Source organism: Halobacterium sp. NMX12-1 (assembly GCF_040435975.1).
GTDB classification, from domain to species: domain Archaea; phylum Halobacteriota; class Halobacteria; order Halobacteriales; family Halobacteriaceae; genus Halobacterium; species Halobacterium hubeiense.
Map to the genome: position 1 here is coordinate 1,668,002 of NZ_CP159204.1, position 16,563 is coordinate 1,684,564.

The 16,563-nt window shown below is 69.1% G+C and carries 14 protein-coding genes and 2 pseudogenes; 9 read left to right on the plus strand and 7 right to left on the minus strand.

Annotated elements, in window-relative coordinates; translation table 11 throughout:
* Window positions 1–4: 4 nt before the first annotated feature.
* From ABSL23_RS10380 to ABSL23_RS10400, 5 genes are all read left to right on the plus strand, one after another.
* Window positions 5–421 carry an SRPBCC family protein gene (locus ABSL23_RS10380; protein ID WP_353633682.1) on the plus strand — a complete coding sequence of 139 codons (417 nt, stop codon included), beginning with the start codon at window positions 5–7 and terminating at the stop codon, window positions 419–421.
* Window positions 422–527: 106 nt separating this feature from the next.
* Complete coding sequence (locus tag ABSL23_RS10385; protein ID WP_169793392.1) at window positions 528–677, plus strand: hypothetical protein; 150 nt, start codon at window positions 528–530, stop codon at window positions 675–677.
* A 4-nt stretch (window positions 678–681) separates the two neighbouring features.
* Complete coding sequence (locus ABSL23_RS10390) at window positions 682–1,662, plus strand: halocyanin domain-containing protein (protein WP_353633683.1); 981 nt, start codon at window positions 682–684, stop codon at window positions 1,660–1,662.
* Window position 1,663: 1 nt separating this feature from the next.
* The gene (locus tag ABSL23_RS10395) at window positions 1,664–3,373 is read left to right on the plus strand and encodes a cbb3-type cytochrome c oxidase subunit I (RefSeq protein ID WP_353633684.1); all 1,710 of its coding nucleotides are present in this window, start codon (window positions 1,664–1,666) and stop codon (window positions 3,371–3,373) included.
* Window positions 3,374–3,443: 70 nt separating this feature from the next.
* Entirely contained in the window at window positions 3,444–4,157 is a 714-nt protein-coding gene (locus tag ABSL23_RS10400; RefSeq protein WP_353633685.1) for a hypothetical protein, read from the plus strand.
* Here the strand turns inward: ABSL23_RS10400 and ABSL23_RS10405 are convergent.
* From ABSL23_RS10405 to ABSL23_RS10415, 3 genes and pseudogenes are all read right to left on the minus strand, one after another.
* Entirely contained in the window at window positions 4,154–5,086 is a 933-nt protein-coding gene (locus ABSL23_RS10405; RefSeq protein WP_353633686.1) for a DMT family transporter, read from the minus strand. The genes ABSL23_RS10400 and ABSL23_RS10405 overlap by 4 nt on opposite strands.
* A 54-nt stretch (window positions 5,087–5,140) precedes the next feature.
* Window positions 5,141–6,066, minus strand: a pseudogene (locus ABSL23_RS10410) (alpha/beta hydrolase).
* Window positions 6,067–6,127: 61 nt separating this feature from the next.
* Window positions 6,128–9,370 carry a methyl-accepting chemotaxis protein gene (locus ABSL23_RS10415; protein ID WP_353633687.1) on the minus strand — a complete coding sequence of 1,081 codons (3,243 nt, stop codon included), beginning with the start codon at window positions 9,368–9,370 and terminating at the stop codon, window positions 6,128–6,130.
* Between the two features lie 267 nt (window positions 9,371–9,637).
* On the opposite strand from ABSL23_RS10415, the gene kynU reads away from it, so the two are divergent.
* Complete coding sequence (gene kynU / locus ABSL23_RS10420; RefSeq protein ID WP_353633688.1) at window positions 9,638–10,909, plus strand: kynureninase; 1,272 nt, start codon at window positions 9,638–9,640, stop codon at window positions 10,907–10,909.
* 24 nt (window positions 10,910–10,933) lie between these two features.
* On the opposite strand, the pseudogene ABSL23_RS10425 reads toward kynU, so the two are convergent.
* The 4 genes and pseudogenes from ABSL23_RS10425 to ABSL23_RS10440 form a co-directional block, all read right to left on the minus strand.
* A pseudogene (locus tag ABSL23_RS10425) lies at window positions 10,934–11,261 on the minus strand (hypothetical protein).
* Window positions 11,262–11,263: 2 nt separating this feature from the next.
* A complete protein-coding gene (locus ABSL23_RS10430; protein WP_059056534.1) occupies window positions 11,264–11,632 on the minus strand; it encodes a hypothetical protein in 369 nt (122 codons plus the stop codon).
* Between the two features lie 94 nt (window positions 11,633–11,726).
* A complete protein-coding gene (locus ABSL23_RS10435) occupies window positions 11,727–14,021 on the minus strand; it encodes a GAF domain-containing protein (protein ID WP_353633689.1) in 2,295 nt (764 codons plus the stop codon).
* Window positions 14,011–14,607, minus strand: a complete 597-nt coding sequence (locus ABSL23_RS10440) for a response regulator (protein ID WP_059056536.1) — start codon at window positions 14,605–14,607, stop codon at window positions 14,011–14,013. The genes ABSL23_RS10435 and ABSL23_RS10440 overlap by 11 nt, the downstream gene beginning before the upstream one ends.
* Before the next feature lie 111 nt (window positions 14,608–14,718).
* On the opposite strand from ABSL23_RS10440, the gene ABSL23_RS10445 reads away from it, so the two are divergent.
* From ABSL23_RS10445 to ABSL23_RS10455, 3 genes are all read left to right on the plus strand, one after another.
* On the plus strand, window positions 14,719–15,426 hold the full coding sequence (locus ABSL23_RS10445) for a dolichyl-phosphate hexose transferase (RefSeq protein ID WP_353633690.1): 708 nt from the start codon (window positions 14,719–14,721) through the stop codon (window positions 15,424–15,426).
* Between the two features lie 91 nt (window positions 15,427–15,517).
* Window positions 15,518–16,078 carry a hypothetical protein gene (locus ABSL23_RS10450; protein WP_353633691.1) on the plus strand — a complete coding sequence of 187 codons (561 nt, stop codon included), beginning with the start codon at window positions 15,518–15,520 and terminating at the stop codon, window positions 16,076–16,078.
* Between the two features lie 166 nt (window positions 16,079–16,244).
* Window positions 16,245–16,562, plus strand: a complete 318-nt coding sequence (locus tag ABSL23_RS10455; RefSeq protein ID WP_353633692.1) for a hypothetical protein — start codon at window positions 16,245–16,247, stop codon at window positions 16,560–16,562.
* Window position 16,563: the final 1 nt, after the last annotated feature.

The window sequence follows — 16,563 nt, forward strand, 5'->3', positions numbered from 1 at the left end:
TTCCATGAACGAGGTCACGGAGACGCGCCGCGTCGCCGCTCCGCCCGACGCCGTCCGGGACGCGATGGCAGACGTCGAGGGGTTCGTGCGCTCGGCGGGCTTCGACGACGTGGAGGTAGACGGCGAGGCGGTTCGCGTGGCCAATCAGGTCGGCCCCGCGGAAATCGAGCTGGAGCTGGCCGTCGTCGAGCGGGAGGGCGCGGCGCTCGCCTACGAGCAACGCGAGGGCATCTTCGAGTCGATGTGGACCGAGTACGTGGTCGAACCGCTGGCCGGCGGCGACGAGTGCGAGGTCACGGCGCGCACCGAGTTCGCGCTCGACGTGCCCGTGGTCGGCGACGTGCTGGACGCGACGGTCATCGAGCGCCAGCGCCGCACGGAGCTGAACGCGCAACTGGACTGGCTGGCGGCACAGACCTGACTGTCGCTCCCGCCGCCGGGCGGAGCGGTCGCGTCCCCAGTCACTGATAACCGAGGCGAACGAGTTCGGGACAACACCCACCGGGGGAGCGTCACGACGGCCCACTATGTCGGCCGAAACGAACGACGGGACCGCACCGTGGCCCCAGCAGCTACTGGACAGCGAGTGGCTGCTGGCGGGCGCGGCAATCCTCTACTTCGTGATTTCGTACGTGTTGTGGGGTGTAATCGACATCTTCACGGTTCCCATGGGGTGATTCGATGAGCGACGACGAACACTCGCCGCTGGAGTCCCCCGAGGGGAACTGGTGGAACCAGAAGGTCAACCGCCGGGAGTCCATCTGGCTGGGCATCTCGGGCGCGTGGGCGGTGTCGATGTTCGGCTGGATGCTCGGCTGGACGCAGGTCGGCGAGCAGAACCAGACCGGACAGACCTACGAGGTGAGCACCGAGCGCTTCCGGCAGAAAGTCCAGTCGTTCAAGGAGTCTGCGGGCACGCTGGAAGTCGACGGCGAGGAGCTGCTCGTGCCGGACGGCAACGACGTCTACGTCGGCGCGCTCCAGTGGGCGTGGGACGGCCTCCCCGTAGTGTTGCGGCCCGGCGAGACGTACAAGTTCCACCTCGGCGCCTACGACGTCCAGCACGGCTTCGGTGTGCGCCCGGAGGGCAACCTCAGCAAGCAGATCTCGCTCCAGATTCTCCCGGGCTACGAGTGGGTCGTGGAGATGTCCTTCGACGAGACGGGCACCTACCACGTCGTCTGCAACGAGTTCTGCGGCGTCGGCCACCGCACGATGCACGGCACGTTCGTCGTGCGGGACCACGAGCCCGTCGAGACCGGCAGTAGTAGCAAGGACTCCTCGGACGCCGCCTACGACGGCTGGTTCACGAGCGACGGGCGCGGCGGCGCGACCGACAGCTTCGGCGGGTCGCCGACCGACGCCACCGACCAGAGCGAGGTCACCGTGGAGGTCGGCGCCGAGGGGAACGGCGGGCCGTACGCGTTCGCGCCGACCGCCGTGCAGGTGTCCTCGGGGACGACGGTGAACTTCGAGTGGGTGTCGGACAACCACAACGTCCTCGTGGAGTCCCAGCCCGACGGCGCGGGCTGGCAGGGCGTCGAGTCCTTCGAGAACGAGGGGTACAGCCACTCGGTGACCTTCGACGAGCAGGGCGTCTACAAGTACTACTGCGAGCCCCACGTCGGCATGGGGATGAAGGGCGTCGTGGAGGTGGTCTGAGATGTTCGGGTTAGCTACGTTCGACTACGACGACGACGGCTTCCGGGAGTGCGGCGTCACGGGACTGACGATTCACAAGTCCGCCGAGGACCTCGTGAAACTGTTCGGCCTCACGGCCATCGTGTCGCTGGCGGTCGGCGGCGCGTTCGCGCTGACGGTCGCGCTCACGCGCTGGGAGGCAATCGGCCTCCTCGGCCCCGGGAAGTACTACCGGTTCACGAGCCTGCACGCGTGGTTCATGATTCTGTTCTGGATGGTGTTCATGGAAATCGCCATCCTCTACGTCGGCGGGCCGTTCGTCCTCGGGCGGAAGCTCTCCGTCCCGAAGCTCGGGTGGGCGGGCTACGGCATCATGCTGCTGGGCGGCGGCCTCGCCGTCTACAGCATCGCCACCTACGACCTCCCGAATCAGGCGCCGTTCTACACGTCGTACGTGCCGCTGCCGTCGCCGGCGCCGTACTTCGCGGGCGCCGTGTTGTTCCTGCTCGGGGCGCTGGTCGCCGCCGTCCCGTTCTTCGTGACGCTGTGGCGCGAGAAGCGCGAGAACCCGACCAAGACGCTGCCGCTCATCACGTTCGGCGCGTTCATCACGGGCGTCATCGCCTTGGAGGCGCTGGTCGGCGGCATCACCGCGCTCACGCCCGCGTTCCTCTGGCGCATCGGCTTCTTCGAGCACCTGGACGCGGCGTGGTACCGGCAGATGTTCTGGACCATCGGCCACGGCAGCCAGCAGATCAACCTGCTGGCGATGATCACGGTCTGGTACTTCATGACCCACGTCATCGGCGGCGCGGAGGTCGCCTCCGAGAAGGTCTCCCGCGTCGCGTTCGTGCTCTACCTGTTCTTCATCAACCTCGGCGCCGCCCACCACCTGATGTCCGACCCCGCGCTGTCCTCGGCGTGGCGGATGTGGAACACGTCCTACGCGGCGTACGGGGCGGTCGTCGCGTCGATGATTCACGCGTTCGCCATCCCCGCGGGGCTGGAAGCCGGCCGCCGGCGGAAGGGCGCGGGCGGCGGCCTGTTCGGCTGGCTGTGGTCCGCGCCGTGGAAGGACCCCGGGTTCTCCTCCACGATTCTCTCGATCATCCTGTTCGGGTTCCTCGGCGGCATCACGGGCGTGATGATGGGGCAGATGCAGCTCAACATGAGCTGGCACAACAACCTCGCGGTCCCCGGGCACTTCCACGCCACCGTCGTCCTCGGCACGACGCTGTCGTTCATGGGGCTGGCGTACTACGTGCTCCGGCTGGTGTTCGGCCGCGACTGGTTCGCCAGCCGGCTCGCGTCGATTCAGCCGTTCTTCTACGGCGGCGCGATGGCCGTCGTCTGCCTGATGATGATGTACCTCGGCCTGCTGTTCGGCGTGCCGCGGCGCCACCCCTCCGTGATGGACATCCCGGGGACGGCGTTCGACTTCTCGCCGGCCGAGCCGTTCTTCGTGGTGTTCGGGGCGGCCGCCATCCTCTCGGTCGTCGCGGGCGCGCTGTTCGTCGTCGTCGCGGTCGGCACGCTCCTCTTCGGCGGCGAGTTCACGCCGCCCATCGTCGAGGACCGCGCCATCTCCCCCGGCAGCGGCGACGCCGACCCGCCCCACGACCAGAGCATGCGCGGGACGTTCGTGCTCGTGCTCGTGTTCTTCGGCGTGTTCGTCGTGCTGTACGCGCTGAACTGGTTCCTGCTCTCGCAGGTCTGGGAGATCGGCCCCTGACCGCGGGCAAATATATTCGGGACAACCCCCACCCGCCGTAGCCGCCAACGTCTACACAGGGTGACGCAGCGTGGCTAACCAGACCGAGACGTCGCCGTCCGTGCTCGCCGGCGTCGCCAGCGTCGCTCGCGGCGGCTGGCGCACCGCCAAGACCGTCTACTACGCGAACTCGGTGAGCTGGCGCGTGCTGAAGAGCGGGGCGCTCGTCTTCCTCGGGTGCTTTCTGTGGGCGGGGTCGAACGTCCTCGGGTCGTACGTGGACTGGGGCGTCCTCGACTACACGATGGCATACGGCGCCGTCGTGCTCGTCTACGGGCCGATTCACCACCTCGTCGTGATTCCGCTGGCGCTGCGCTGGCGGCGCTCCGCGGGGTTGCGCCAGCGCGTCGGGAAGCGCCTGCCGACCGCGATGCTCGTGGTGTTCCTCGCGGCCGTCGCGGTCGCGGGGACGTTCTCCGCGGGCGCGATGGCGGTGGACTTCGGGTCCGCGATGGGCGGGGACGGCGCGACGGCCGCCCAGCCCGAGTTGGCGTGTACCACCGAGTCCGGCGGCGAGACCGTCGCGTGTGAGGTGACGAACGCCGAGCGCGTCGAGCGCGTGGTCGTCACGAGCGCGGGCGAGCAGTTGCTCGCCGTCGACGACCCGCCCTTCGAGTTCACGGTTGAGGCGTCGGCCGTCGAGTCCACGATGGACCGCGAGCAGTTCCGCGTCCACCTCTACGACGAGAACGGGAACCTCGTGCGGCAGTACACGCGCCGGCTCGCGACGGTCGGCCTGAACTAGTCCGCGGGCCGCGACGGCGTCTCGCCCGCGAACCGCCGGAGCTCTGTTCTGATGGCGCGGAACTTCGCGGCGAGGAAGCCCGCGAGGATGAACACGAACCCGGTCGCGGTCGTCGCGGTCACTTCCTGCCCGAGCACGAGCCAGCCCGCCAGCGCCGCGAACACGGGAATCACGTACTCGATGAAGCTCATCTCTATCGGCCCCAACTCGTCCAGCAACACGAAGTACAGCAGGAAGCCGCCGGCGCCGGCGACGGCGGCGAGGTACGCGATGGCGCCCAGCGCCGAGGGCGTCCACGTCGCGGCGGCGAACGACTGGCCGGGGAGCGCGAGCACGGCGACGTGGAGGACGACCGCGCCGACGGCCATCATCCACGCCTGCGTCGCGAGGAACGGCAGCGACGGGTCGCGGCTGTGCGTGAGGACGGCCGCGAGCGCGAACGCGAGCGCGGACGCCAGCACGAGCCCGACACCCAGCGCGCTGTCCCCGAGGTTCGACGGGTCGGGGTCGGCGATGACGACGACGCCCGCGAACCCGAGCACGACGCCGAGCGCGGTCGCGGCGGTGAACTGCTCGTCGGTGGCGACCAGCCGCGTGAGCGCGGGCGTCACCACCGGGATGAGGCCGAGGAGGACGGCGGCGACGCCGCCGGCGACGTACTGCTGGCCGGCGAACAGGAACGCGTGGTGGACGCCGATCATCAGCGCGCCGCCGACCAGCACGTAGACGTAGTCGTCGCGGGTCCGCGGTCGGACGTCGGTGCCGGACGCGAGGACGGCACCGAACAGCAGTACGGCGGCGACGTCGAAGCGCACGGCCGCGAACGGGACCGCGGGGAGGTCCGCGAGGCCGACGTCCGTCGCCATGAACGCCGTCCCCCAGATGGCAGCCAACAACAGGTACTTGCCCGCAGTTCGGTAGCGACTCATTCGGATGGAGGTCGCCGCCGGATGGTGATACGTGCGTCGAACCGCGCGCACTCGTCACGACGAGCGGACGCGCGCTGCCACGGCGTCGAGTGCGTCGTCGGCGACCGCCACGTCGTCGGCGAGGCTGAGGAAGCCGTGCGCCATCGACGGGTAGTGCAGGCGTTCGACCGGCGTTCCGGCGTCGTCGAGCGCGTCCGCGTACGCGCGCCCCTCGTCGCGCAGCGGGTCGTGGCCGGCGGTGACGACCGTCGCGGGCGGGAGGTCGGCGCGTGGCTGTCCGCACGCAGGACGCTGGCGTACGGGTTCGCGGCGTCCACGGGGCTCCGGCAGTAGTGCTCCCAGAACCAGTCGACGGCCGCGCGCGTCAGCAGCGGGCCGTCGCCGTGCTCCTCGTAGGACGGTCGAGTCGTGTCGCGGTCGGTCATCGGGTAGAGGAGGTGCTGGGAAGCAATCTCGGGGCCGTCGAAGTCCCGGGCGCGCAGCGCGACGGCGGCCGCGAGGTTGCCGCCCGCGCTCGTCCCCGCGACGGAGACGCGCTCGGGGTCGCCGCCGAACGCGTCGGCGGTCTCGACGGTCCACTCCAGCGCGGCGTACGCGTCGTCGAGCGGCGCGGGGAACGGGTGCTCGGGCGCCAGCCGGTAGTCCACGCTCACGACGACACAGCCCGCGCGAGCGGCGAGTTCGTGGCAGACGCCGCCGATGGAGTCCAACGTCCCGAGCGTCCAGCCGCCGCCGTGGTAGAAGACGACCACGGGCGCGGGCTGGTCGGGGTCGTCGTGGTAGATTCGCACGGGCACGTCGCCGCCCGGTCCCGACAAGGAGAGGTCGCGGACGAACGCCACGTCGCGGCGCTCGTCGGGCGTGAACACGTCGTCCTCGACGCGGCGCGCGCTCGCGACCGAGAGCCGGTGCCACTCGGGGACGCCGGCGGCCTCGATTGCCTCGATTGCCGCGGCGAGTTCGGGGTCGAGTGCGGTCACGGCTCGGTCGTCGCGCCGCGGCGACGTGAACGTTCGGCTCGCAGAAAACAGGGGAGCGCGGCTAGTCGTCGGCCGGGTCGGCGTCGGCGTTCCCGCCGTCGGTGGCCGCCCCCTGGTCGGCGCCGTCCGCGTCGAAGTCGAACTCCCGCTCGGACGGCTCGTAGCTCTCGCCGGCCGTCCCCGCGTCGTCGGCGACGTCGAACTGCGCGACCAGCGTCTGCAGCGACTGCGCGGACTGCGAGACGTTCTGGATGTTCGTCGTCACCTCGTCGATGGCGGCGGTCTGCTCCTCGGTGGCGGCGGAGACGTTGCTCGCCTCGGCGGCGGACTCCTCGCTGACGCTGGAGACCTCGTCGACCATCGCGACGACCTCCTCCGTGGAGACCGCCTGATCCTCGGTCGCGTCCGAAATCTCCTCGACGCCGCGGCCCGCGTCCGTCACGGCCTCCGCGATGTCGTCGAACATCTCGATTGCGCCCGCGATGGTCTCCGACCCCGTCTCCACGCGGTGTTGCATCGACTGCATGTCCTCGACGGTGGCGTCGGTGCTGTCCTGAATCTCGTCGATGAGCGCCTCCACCTCGTCGGTGGCGTCGCCGGCCTCCGCGGCCAGCGTCTTGATTTCGTTCGCGACCACGGCGAAGCCCTCGCCGGCCTCGCCGGCGCGCGCGGCCTCGATGGACGCGTTCAGCGCCAGCAGGTTCGTCTGCTCGGCGATGTCCGTGATGAGCCCGACGATCTCGTTGATCTCCTCGATCTGGTCGTCTAGCTCCTCGACCTGCTGGACGGCCTCGTCGGCCTCGGACTCGATGGCCGAAATCTCGTCGGTGGCGTCCGCAGCGTGGTCGCGGCCGCGGTCGGCCAGCTCGACGGCCTCGTTGGCGGTCGCGACGACGTCCTCGGAGGACGACGCCACTTCCTCAATGGTCGCCGAGAGGTCGTTCATCTCGTGGGAGACCGACTGCAGCTGCTCGGTCTGCTGGTCGGCGCCGCTGGCGATTTGCTCGACGGCCTGCGCGGTCTCCTGGCTCGCGGACTTGATCTCCTCGGCGCTGGCGGCGGTCTCGTCGCTCAGCTCCGCGAACTTCTCGGCGACCTCGCGGACCTCCGCGAGGCTGGCTTCCAGCTCCTCGACGCCGGCCTCGAGGTCGGTCATGACCTCGCCGTACTGACCCGGGAGGTCGGTGTCGATGTCCTGGTCGAGGTCGCCCTCGCGGAGCTGGCGGCTGACCTCGCCGAGCTGGTCGAAGCTCCCCGAGAGCTGCTGGACGCCCGCGTCGAGGTCCGTCAGGACCGCGCCGTACTCGCCGGGGAGGTCGGTGTCGACGTCGCTGTCGAGGTCGCCCTCCCGAATCCGCCCGCTGGTCGCGCGAATCTCGTCGAAGCCCACCTGCAGGCGGTCGATGCCGCCGTCGAGTTCGGTCATGATGGCGCCGAACTCGCCGGGGAGGTCCGTGTCCACGTCCTGGTCGAGTTCGCCCTGTTCGAGCCCCGTGCTGACGTCCCGAAGTTGCGCGACCTGCCGGCGGAGGTTCCGCCGCATGTCCTCGAACGCGTTCACGAGCTCGCCGATTTCGTCGTCGGGCGCGTCCACGTCGGTGCCGTCCTCGAAGCGCCCCTGCGAGAGCGCCGTGGCCTGGTCGCGGACCGCCTCGATGGGCCGCGAGAAGTACCGCGCGGCGTAGTAGCCGAGCGCCACGACGGCGACGATGACGACCGCGACGAGCAACAACAGGAGGTTGCGCGCGTCCGTCGTGCGGCTGTCGACGGCCGCCGCGAGGGCGTCCGCCGGCCCGGTCACGTCGGTCGCCGGGACGGTCCCGAGCAGCGCCAGCTGTCTGTCGCCGAACTCCAGCGGCGCGTACGCCGCGTAGAAGCGCTCGGTCGAGCCGTCCGCGGCCGTGCGCTCGAACGTCCGCAGGCCGGTGTCCCCGGCGAGGACGGTGTTCGCTGCGTCGCCCGCGAGCGTCCCGGCGTAGGACTCGCTGGTGATGGACGCGCCGGAGGCGACGACCGACTCGTTGGGGTGGCTGAGGACCGTGCCGTCGCCGGCGACGACGCTCAGGTAGCCGGAGTCCCCGACCGTGATGTCGGTCGCGATGTCCGAGATGATGCTGTAGTCGAAGCGCAGCGACACCACGCCCGCGACCTCGCCGTCGTAGTACACCGGCGTCGAGATGTACACCACTTGTTCGCCGTCGACGGTCTGCACGTCGCTGACGTGGACCTCGCCGTTCGGGAGCGACTCCGTCTCGGCGTACCAGTCGGTGTCCGCGTAGGACGTGTCCTTCACGGTCTCGGTGGCGACCGTCCCGTCGGCGGTCCGGTGCGCGCGGACGACGCCGTCGCCGGTGTCGTCGGTCAGCACGATCTCGTCGTAGGCGGGCCGCTCCTCTTCGCCGACGGTGACGGTGCGGCTCTCCATGTAGCTGCGGAACGAGTCCCGGATGCCGTCGCGGGCGTCGGCGACGGCGCTGGTCTGGAGCTCGTAGTAGTAGACGTTCGGCGCGAGCACCCAGTCGAAGTCCTCGTGGTACGTGTACGCGATGAACTTCTGCTCGACGGGGTTGCCCTCCTGCGTGGTGTCCTCCCAGCCGTACTCGGCGACACCCCACTCCTCGCCGTTCCGGATGGCCTCGTCGGAGTTGACGGTGGATTCGATGTCGTCGAAGACCGTCAGCCCGGCGTCCTCGCGGAGGCTGTAGCCGTCTTCGAGGCTGTGGTGGGCGACGACTCGCGAGTCGAGGCTGGTGACGTACGCGTAGCCGGTGTCGCCGATGTACCCCGGCTGCATCGCCCCGGAGAGCGTCCCGCCGGACTGCGTGAAGTCGCCGCTAGTGCCGAACAGCCGCTGTTCGACCTCGTCCTTGACGGCCTGCTGCTCGCTCGCGCTGAGCGCCCCCCACGACTGCCCGTCGTACTGGTCGTCGAGCAGCTGCTGTTTGGTGGTCTCGACGGTGGAGTGCATCTGGAGCGCGACGTAGCCGACCTGCCGCTGGCTCTGCTCGCGTATGAGCTCCATCTCCCCGGCGTTCGCGGCCTCGTAGTTCTGCACGGGCGTCGACTCCGACAGCGACCGGGCGTCGACGCTCCGCACGTTCAGGAGGTTCTGGAACTCCGCCTGCCGGGAGTGGACGGTCCCGTTCAGTTCGCCCGTTATCTGGTCTTCGAGCTGCGCGGTGCTCTCCTGTTGGGCGTACGAGCCGACCGACTCCATGTTCTGGAGGCCGGTGACGCCGACCGCGGACACCGGCACCAGCGAGATGACCAGACACAGCGCGATGAGCTTCGTTCGAATCTTCATGGCCGCTCACGCTCGCTGGTCGTCGGCGGCCGCCCCCGCGAATTTCTGGCAGTACTTGCGCTCTCCGCACCGAATCGGCCTCTGACATCAGCCATGCTCCCCGGAACGCCGGACCCGGTAGTTAAACCTTCTGCGGCGTTCTTACGTCCGATAACCAGCGTGGTACAATTTCGACACTTGGGGCGTTGATACTGGGGCTTGGCGCGCGGAACCCCCGCCGCGGCGCGCCGACAGAACGTACATGAGTCTCGACGCGAACGACCAGACATGGACGAGTTCGACGCGTCGCGGGCGGCCGCCCGGATGCGGGACGCCGAGTCGTCGCTGACCGGGCTCCGCGAGCGGTTCTCCGTGCCCGAGGACGCCGTCTACATGGACGGGAACAGCCTCGGCGTCCACGGGCAGGACGCCGCGCACGCGCTGGAGCGCGCCCTCGAACAGTGGAGGGAACTGGGCATCGAGGGGTGGACGGAGGCCGAGCCGCCGTGGTTCGAGTACGGCGAGCGCCTCGGCGACCGGCTCGCCGACGTCGTCGGCGCGAAGCCCGCGGAGTGCGTCGCCGCGAACTCCACGACGGTCAACATCCACGCGCTCGTCGGGACGTTCCTCGACGCCGCCGACGGCACCGAGGTCGTCGTCAACGAACTGGACTTCCCGACGGACCACTACGCGATTCGCTCCCAGCTGCGAGCGCGCGGCCTCGACCCCGACGACCACCTCGTCGTCGTGGAGAGCGACGACGGCCGCACAATCGAGCCGGACGCAATCGCGGACGCTGTCAGCGACGACACCGCCATCGTGTTCATGCCGTCGGTGCTGTACCGGAGCGGCCAGTTGCTCGACGTCGAAGCCATCACCGACATCGCCCACGACCACGACGCGTTCGCGGGCTTCGACCTCGCGCACTCCGTGGGCGTCGTCGACCACGACCTCCACTTCGACGGCGTGGACTTCGCGGTGTGGTGCAGTTACAAGTACCTCAACGCTGGCCCCGGCGCCATCGGCGGCCTCTACGTCCGCGAGGAGCACTTCGACCTCCCGCCCGCGATGGCGGGCTGGTGGGGGAACGCCGACGACACGCAGTTCGACCTAGAACCCGAGTTCGACCCCGCGCGGGGCGCCGCCGCCTTCCAAATCGGGACCGTGTCCGTCTTCGCCGCCGCCCCGCTGTTCGGCTCGCTCGACGTCACCGAAGCCGCCGGCGTGGACTCCTTGCGCGAGCGCTCCGTGGCGTTGACGCGGTACCTCATCAGCCTCGTGGACGAACGCCTCCCCGAGTGCGCGGTCGGGACGCCCCGGGAGGCCGACCGGCGCGGCGGCCACGTCGCCGTCAAACACCCCGACGCCGGGAAGCTCAGCCGCGCGCTCCGCGACCGCGGCGTCGTCGTGGACTTCCGCCCGCCGAACGTCGTCCGCGTCGCGCCCTCCCCCTACTTCGTCGGCTTCGAGGACGTCTGGCTCGCCGTCGATGAGATTCGCGACATTCTGGACGCCGACGCCCACCTCGCGTACGGCGAGAGCGAGGAACAGGTGACCTGATTCGAGCGGGAGAACGCGCGTCTGCTACCGGAGATACGCGGTCAGTTCTTTAACGACGCGGTCGACGAACGCGTCCGTGACGCGCCCCTGCCACGCGACGAGGTCCTCGTGGCGCGGCGAGTGCGGCCCACGGCGAGACGAACGACTCGCGCGGGACGCCGCCGACCTCCCAGACGCCGTCGGCGAGCGCCAGCGACTCATCGTAGGATTTCGTCGAGACGGCGACGGCGACGCACTGCTCGTCGCCGAACGGGTGGCCGTCGTTGTTGACGACGAGCCACGGTCGCTGCCGGTCCTCGCCGAGTTTGAACGGGTCGGCGCTCCGGACCACGTCGCCCCGGTCGGGCTGCACGGTCACGCTCCGTCGTCGCGCTCGCTGGGGTGGCGTTCGTCGGGCGCAGCGGCATTCCAGTCGTCGGCGTCGATGCCGCCGTCTTCGTCGTCGAGTCGCTCGCCGGCGGCGTGGAGGTCGTACGCGGCGGCGACGCGGTCGCGGTCGGCGGTGATTGCCCAGTACGCGCCCTTGTGTCGGACGAGCTCGCGATCCTTGAGCCGCGAGAGCGCGGTCCCGACCGTGTTCGCGTCCTCGCCGAGCGCCGTCGCTATCTCCGAGCGCGTGAACGCTTGGTCGTCGTTCGCGAGGAGGAACGAGACCACCTGCTCGGGGACGCTGGGCCCCCGCGGCAGGTCGTCGGACTCGAAGTCCTCGATGCTCACCGGCATACCGCGAAGTTCGCGTGCCGAAGTAATGAATGTACTGCCGTACTGTACGTGCCGACGTACGCTACGTGCTTTCGGGGCGTCGGCTGGTGACCGCCTACGTCCGGAACTCGAAGCGCGCGCCGCCCTCGGAGCTGTCCGTTACCTCCACCGTCCAGCCGTGCGCGTCCGCGATGCTCTTGACGATGGCGAGCCCGAACCCGGTGCCGTCGTCGTCGCCCGACGCGCCGTACTCGAAGACGCCCTCGCGGCGCTCCGCGGCGATGCCGCAACCGTCGTCCTCGACGTAGAAGCCGTCGTCGCCGTCCAGTGGGCCGACGGAGACGGTGACGTCCTCGCCGCCGTGCTCGACGGCGTTCCGGAACAGGTTCTCCAACAGCGAAGTGAACCGCGCGACGTCCGCCCGCAGCGCGCGGTCGCCCGCGACGTCCAGCGTCGCGTCGGCGGTGTCGACGTTCCGCCACGCGTCCGCGGCGGCGTCCGACAGCGAGCGCTCGCGGACGTCGTCGAGGCTGCGGCCGTGGCGCGCGAGCGCGAGCACGCTCTCGATGATCTCGTGCATGCGGTCCAGCGACTCGCCCATGCGCTGGAAGTACTCGTCGTCGCCGGTCTCCTCGGCGAGTTCGAGGTAGCCGCGGGCGACGTTCAGGGGGTTGCGGAGGTCGTGGCTGACGATGCTCGCGAACTCCTCCAAGCGGTCGTTCTGGCGTTCGAGCTCGCGCTCGTGTTCCTTCCGGTCGGTGATGTCCGTGTACATCGCGTAGCCGTGGATGTTCGGCTCGTCGAGGCGGAACGGCACCACGTCCAGCAGGAAGTCCCGCGGGCCGTCGGCGGTCTCGCGGCGCACCTCGACGTTGATGTTCTGTCCGTCCACGAGCTTCTGGTTGTACTCGTCGGCCTCCTCGTGGTGGTCGGCGGGGATGATGTACTCGTCGATGTTCTCGCCGACGAGTTCCTCCTCGCTGTAGCCGAACACCTCCTCGAAGGCGGGGTTGACCGCGCGCACGATGGGGTCGTCGTCCTCCACGACGAAGCTCGCCGTGGGGCTGGGGACGTTCTCGAACAGCGCCGCGAGCCGGCTGTGTTCGCGCCGCAGGTCGGCTTCGCGGCGGCGGAGCTGGCGGACGCGCTCGGCGCGGTCGAGGGCGGCCTCGGCGTTCGTTGCGAGCACGCGCACGAGGTCGTGGTCCGTGCCGTCGAAGCTCCCGGCCTCGGGCGCGCCGATGAGCAGGACGCCGTGGTCGCCCAGCGGGTGGATGATCTCCTCGCGGATGACCGTCTCGGGGTTGTGGACGTTCGACTGCTCGTGGACGTCCGTGAACGTCGCGGGTTCGCCGGACTCGTAGACGTCCCACGCGAGGCTCTCGCCGGCCGCGAACGTCGGCGGCGTCTCCCCGGTCACGGGGTCGGAGACGGTCGCGGGCCGGAGTTCCTCGGCGTCGTCGGCGGCGTAGAACACGCCGACGTACGGGAGGCCGAGGAGGTCGTTGGCGGCTTCCGCGACGACCGCGGCGATGTCGTCGGGGTCGTCCTCCACGAGCATCCGCCGGGTGGCGTCGTGGAGCCCCGTGAGGGTCTGCTCGCGGTGGCGCTGCTCGGTGACGTCGTCCACGACCGCGAACGCGTCGGGGCCGCCCTGGTGGAGGAACTGCTTGACCGTCACCTCGAAGACGCGGTCGTCGTCGGCGAACTCGGTCTCGAAGGTCTTTGCGCCGTTCCCGGGGACGAACTGCTCGGGGTGAGCGTCGAAGCACGCGGCCAGCGACTCCCCTCGGAGGTCGGTCTCGTCGGCGCCGACGGCGCGCTCGGCCGCGTCGTTGACGAGGCGAATCTCGGTGTCGCCGTCGCTGGTGACGTCGTAGAGGACGAGCGCGTCGTCGTTCTGCTCGAACAGCTCGCGGAAGCGCGCCTCGCTCTCCCGGAGGTCGCGCTGCGAGCGGATGCGTTGGACGGCCTGATAGGCGTGGGAGGCCAGCAGCTCCGCGAGTTCGACGTCGTCCGCGTCGAAGCCGTCGGGCTCGTCCATGCCCGCCTGGAAGACGCCGATGTCGCCGATGGGGACGCTGACGACGGACCGCGGCGCGCCCTCCGGCGGGTCCGTGACGCGCGGGTCCTCGCGGATGTCCGCGACGATTTGCGCCTCGCCGGTGTGGTAGGTCTCCCCGGCGATGCCCTCGTCGGTGGGGATGCCGTCGACGCTCGGCGCGCGGCCGCTCCACGACCGCACGGCGAGCACGCCGTCGGCTTCGGCTTCGACGACCGCGGAGGAGAAGTCGAAGGCGGCTTCGGCGGCGTCGGCCATCGCGTCGAAGACCTCGTCGACGTCGTCGGCACTCGCGACTTCGGTGGCGTACGAGAGGAGGGCGCTCCGGTGGTCGCGGTCACTCGTCATCGGCGGAGAGCCGGCGGAACAGGACTTCGTAGTCGTCCTCGTCGAAGTCCTCGACGACGTCGTCGAGGCGGCTCCGGAGGTCGTCGAGGCGGCCTTCCAGCGCTTCGAACTCCGCGGACTCGGTGACGCTCGGGTCGTTCGACTCCGTGAGGAGCGCGTGCTTGCGGGCGGCCGCGAAGTACTGCTGGACGGTGTCGTCGTACGTCGACCGGCGGAGCAGGCGGTCGACGGTCTCGCGGAGCGTCTCGCGGTCGACGGGCTTGCGGAGGTAGTCGTCGAAGCCGAGGTCGACGATGTCGAGTTCGGGTTCGACGGCGGTCACCATCGCCACGCGGCAGTCGAGGCCGCGCTCCCGGATGGCGTCGAGGACGTCGTCGCCGGAGACGCCGGGCATCTGTCGGTCCAGCAGGACGGCGTCGACGTCCTCGTCGAGGGCGTCGAGGGCGGCTTCGCCGTCGTAGGCGGTCTCGACGGTGTATCGGTCGCGCAGCCAGATGGCGTAGAGGTCGGCGAGGCCTTCCTCGTCGTCGACGACCAGCACTGTGGCTTCGTCGGCGCTCGGTTCGTCAGTGCCTTCCCCTGTCATTGTTGTCCGCGCACCGCGGGTCTGCCGGACCTTCGACGTGAACCTATTTATCACTTGTTGGTGGCGGGGGTTTTGGCAAGCCTAAAATAACGGCGCGTCCTACCGCCGGTCATGTCAGAGTCCGACGGCCGGTACACGCTCGACGACGTCACCGTCGTCATGGGGACGTACAACGAGGAAGCCGCAATCGAGACCGTTCTCGAAGACATCGACGAGGTCACGGACGGCCGCGCGAGCGTCGTCTGCGTCGATAGCTCCGACGACCGAACGCCGGAAATCGCGCGCGACCACGGCGCCCGCGTCGTCCGACAGGAGCCGCTGGGCTACGGCGTCGCCGTCCGCTCGGCGCTGTACGAGGCCGACACCGAGGTCGTGATTACGACCGACTGCGACGACACCTACCCGATGGAGCGCATCCCCGACTTCCTCGACTACGTCAACGACGGCTACGACGTCGTCAGCGGCGACCGCCTCTACTGGGGCGCCGACGAGATGCCCGCCGTCAACCGCCTCGGCAACGCCACGTTCGCCGCCGTCGCGTCGCTGTTCGTCGGCGAGCGCGTCCACGACACCACCACGGGGATGCGCGCGTACCGCCGCGACGTCATCGACGCCATCGACTGGACGCAGAACACCGGCCTCTCCGCGGAACTGCTCATCCGCCCGCTGTGCCGGGACTACGACGTCATCGAAGTCCCCATCGAGTACGACGAGCGCCTCGGCGAGACGAAACTCGACCCCTTGGAGGGCGGCGCCGAGATACTGGGGTCGATTCTGAAGGTCTGCGGCGAGGAACGCCTGCACGGCCTGCTCCGCTGACAGTCGGGGCGGATGGAGTCGTTGTTCAGTGGAGATGAACGTCCGGTAGGTACAGACAAGACATTTACAGGTTCGCGGTAATTATGTCCGCATGACCACGACGGAAAAAGAGTCACTCATTATTCTGGGACTCGTCAGCAGCCTCCTCACCATCGTTGGTCTGTGGCCCGAATACGGGCCGCTAAACGCCGACCTCCCGGAGTTAGCGACGGCTCTGCTGCTCCTGATTAATATCGGGGTTGTGGCAACCGGTTGGTTCTGGTCCCGGGGGCGCGCACCCGGTCAGATTCGGTACGAGCAGATTCCAGCGCTCGCTGTCGGAGTAGTCGGTGTCACGGGCATCGTCGGCAGTCTCGCCGTGTTTCGGCCGTGGCAGTACACTGGGATGGCCGGCGGGCTATCGATTATCTTCACCGGTCTATTCGTTATCCCCGGTATTGCGCTGAGCCTGAGCGGCTATATCTGGTTCCGGCAGCGTGAGATGCGCTATTCGCTCGCCTCGCTAGTTGGGTTACTGGCTGTCGGGCTCTTGTACGTCATTCGCCAGCGATTAGACTTCGTTACTGGAATCCCGGTGTTCGCGATAGTCGTTGCAGTCGTCTTCCTTCTGCCAGTTGTCGTGGTTCCCCGCGTTATTCACCCTCGTCGTTAACGCGGGAACTCCGCATATCTACTTACCAATTCAGTCGCTGCGTGGCAGGCACTCATCGGAATGAAGAAACACAGTAGCGACGGCCGCTAATCATACGCCATATTATCGTTCGATTTCCACGATTCTGGGGGGGAGAGTATAAGCCACTCGGGTGTGTAGGTATACCATGACTCGGATTACTGAGACTCGCGGCACGGCGGAGACGGAGCCTGTCGGGCTGGGGAGGGCGTACGCGGTCGTGGACCGCCACGTCGGCACGTGGCCCCCGCTGGCGTGGAAGCTCGCGGTGTTCTACGCGGCGTGGCTCGGGCTCGCGCTGGCCGCGCGCTCGGTGGTCGTCACGCCGGAGGCGCTCCAGTTGGCCGCCATCGCCTACTGGTTCGGGTGGCTGTTCGCGGTCGTGACCGCCGTCGTCGGCGCGTTCGTCGTGCTGACGAGCGTCCTCGACCAGTACCGGCTCACTGCGCGGCAGGCGAAGTACTGAC

Coding starts and splice junctions, on each gene's coding strand:
- ABSL23_RS10395 (WP_353633684.1), top strand. CDS start 1,664: ATGTTCGGGTTAGCTACGTTCGACTACGACGACGACGGCTTCCGGGAG.
- ABSL23_RS10445 (WP_353633690.1), top strand. CDS start 14,719: ATGTCAGAGTCCGACGGCCGGTACACGCTCGACGACGTCACCGTCGTC.
- ABSL23_RS10385 (WP_169793392.1), top strand. CDS start 528: ATGTCGGCCGAAACGAACGACGGGACCGCACCGTGGCCCCAGCAGCTA.
- kynU (WP_353633688.1), top strand. CDS start 9,638: ATGGACGAGTTCGACGCGTCGCGGGCGGCCGCCCGGATGCGGGACGCC.
- ABSL23_RS10440 (WP_059056536.1), bottom strand. CDS start 14,607: ATGACAGGGGAAGGCACTGACGAACCGAGCGCCGACGAAGCCACAGTG.
- ABSL23_RS10390 (WP_353633683.1), top strand. CDS start 682: ATGAGCGACGACGAACACTCGCCGCTGGAGTCCCCCGAGGGGAACTGG.
- ABSL23_RS10380 (WP_353633682.1), top strand. CDS start 5: ATGAACGAGGTCACGGAGACGCGCCGCGTCGCCGCTCCGCCCGACGCC.
- ABSL23_RS10415 (WP_353633687.1), bottom strand. CDS start 9,370: ATGAAGATTCGAACGAAGCTCATCGCGCTGTGTCTGGTCATCTCGCTG.
- ABSL23_RS10430 (WP_059056534.1), bottom strand. CDS start 11,632: ATGCCGGTGAGCATCGAGGACTTCGAGTCCGACGACCTGCCGCGGGGG.
- ABSL23_RS10405 (WP_353633686.1), bottom strand. CDS start 5,086: ATGAGTCGCTACCGAACTGCGGGCAAGTACCTGTTGTTGGCTGCCATC.
- ABSL23_RS10435 (WP_353633689.1), bottom strand. CDS start 14,021: ATGACGAGTGACCGCGACCACCGGAGCGCCCTCCTCTCGTACGCCACC.
- ABSL23_RS10450 (WP_353633691.1), top strand. CDS start 15,518: ATGACCACGACGGAAAAAGAGTCACTCATTATTCTGGGACTCGTCAGC.
- ABSL23_RS10455 (WP_353633692.1), top strand. CDS start 16,245: ATGACTCGGATTACTGAGACTCGCGGCACGGCGGAGACGGAGCCTGTC.